This window comes from Limnospira sp. PMC 289.06 (genome assembly GCF_032350395.1).
GTDB classification, from domain to species: domain Bacteria; phylum Cyanobacteriota; class Cyanobacteriia; order Cyanobacteriales; family Microcoleaceae; genus Limnospira; species Limnospira platensis.
Genome location: NZ_JARPLC010000328.1, coordinates 1 through 1,231 on the forward strand (window position 1 = coordinate 1; position 1,231 = coordinate 1,231).

The 1,231-nt window shown below is 34.8% G+C and carries 1 protein-coding gene and 1 pseudogene; both read right to left on the bottom strand.

Translation table 11 applies throughout. The annotated features are described in order from the left end of the window. Positions 1-46: 46 nt before the first annotated feature. Positions 47-763, bottom strand: a complete 717-nt coding sequence (locus P5674_RS24880; RefSeq protein WP_315670406.1) for a tail fiber domain-containing protein — start codon at positions 761-763, stop codon at positions 47-49. Between the two features lie 156 nt (positions 764-919). After that, positions 920-1,231, bottom strand: a pseudogene (locus P5674_RS24885) (hypothetical protein); the annotation flags it as partial.

The following is a 1,231-nucleotide window of genomic DNA, read 5'->3' on the forward strand; positions in this document are numbered from 1 at the left end:
CAATTACTTTCAGATATATCAAGTGCATTAGGCATTATCTGTTAATTTATTGTTGAGTGTTTAGCATATTTTCCAATTTGTCGATTTTTTCTGATAATTCCTGAATTGCCGCAATCACTAATGGTATCAGTTTATCATACATGATTGTTAAGTAATCTATTTTTTTGTCGTCAACTTCAGGACTATCTGTATGGTCATTTTTAATCACTTCAACTGCGTTAGGATATATATTTTGTACTTCTTGAGCAATTAAACCAAATTGTTCTGTACTTGGATTAAAGCCATGAAATGCTGCAAGTTCATTATACTTAAACCACGTGACTGTCAATGCGTTAATTTCGCTTAACCCTAGAGTTGGTTTTGATAAAAGTGTTTTGAATTTAAGATCAGAGCTACCTTTAACGTAGTCTCCATTATCGTTAATATAAGATACATTTGTGCCTCCTACTCTAAATCTAGTATGTACTCCAGATGATGAAAGAGTTGAGCTCTTTATAAAATATGTCTGCCCGTTATATAATTGTATTGAATATCTATTGTCAGGAGCACCTCGCCAAACATCGCTTTGATGAAAATTAATACCATGATATATAAATACTCTAGGATTATTATCTGCTTCTAATTGCATAGAATAATTCCCTTGATGAGAAAACGCCCAACTATTTCCTCCAACTCTACTATTTAGTACTAAACTTGCCGAACCAGCACTAGAGCCTATCCGGCGGATGTCAAACCCCCTCCAAACATTAAAATCAATAAGCATATTTCCATCAGGAAAACTTTCATTAGTTGCAAAAGTTACTGGATTATTTGTTATGTTAAATGTTTTAATTCCTGTTAAAGTTTGATTACCTGTAGTTCTAACTACAGTTGAATCTACATTAATTGTTCTATTAGCTGCTAAAGTTCCTCCTCCTGATCAACCATCTCCTGCAGTTAATGTAATATTTGAATGTGTGTGCGTTGTGGGAGTCCTAGCGTCAGATAATCTACTATCATTACCTTGACAGGCTGTGTTTGCTGTAGTGCCATAAGCAACCGCCCATGTTGTGGCAGTACTCCCATTAAAATTATTTCCAGTTAATCCCGTACCATTTGTTAATGTATTAGGAGTATTGGCAGTTATTGTTATATTGGCACTACCATTAAACGAAGTCCCATTAATTGTTCTAGCAGTTTGAAGTGCTGTTGCTGTTCCGGCGTTTCCACTTATTGACCCGGTAATTAATGT

Coding starts and splice junctions, on each gene's coding strand:
- P5674_RS24880 (WP_315670406.1), bottom strand. CDS start 763: ATGCTTATTGATTTTAATGTTTGGAGGGGGTTTGACATCCGCCGGATA.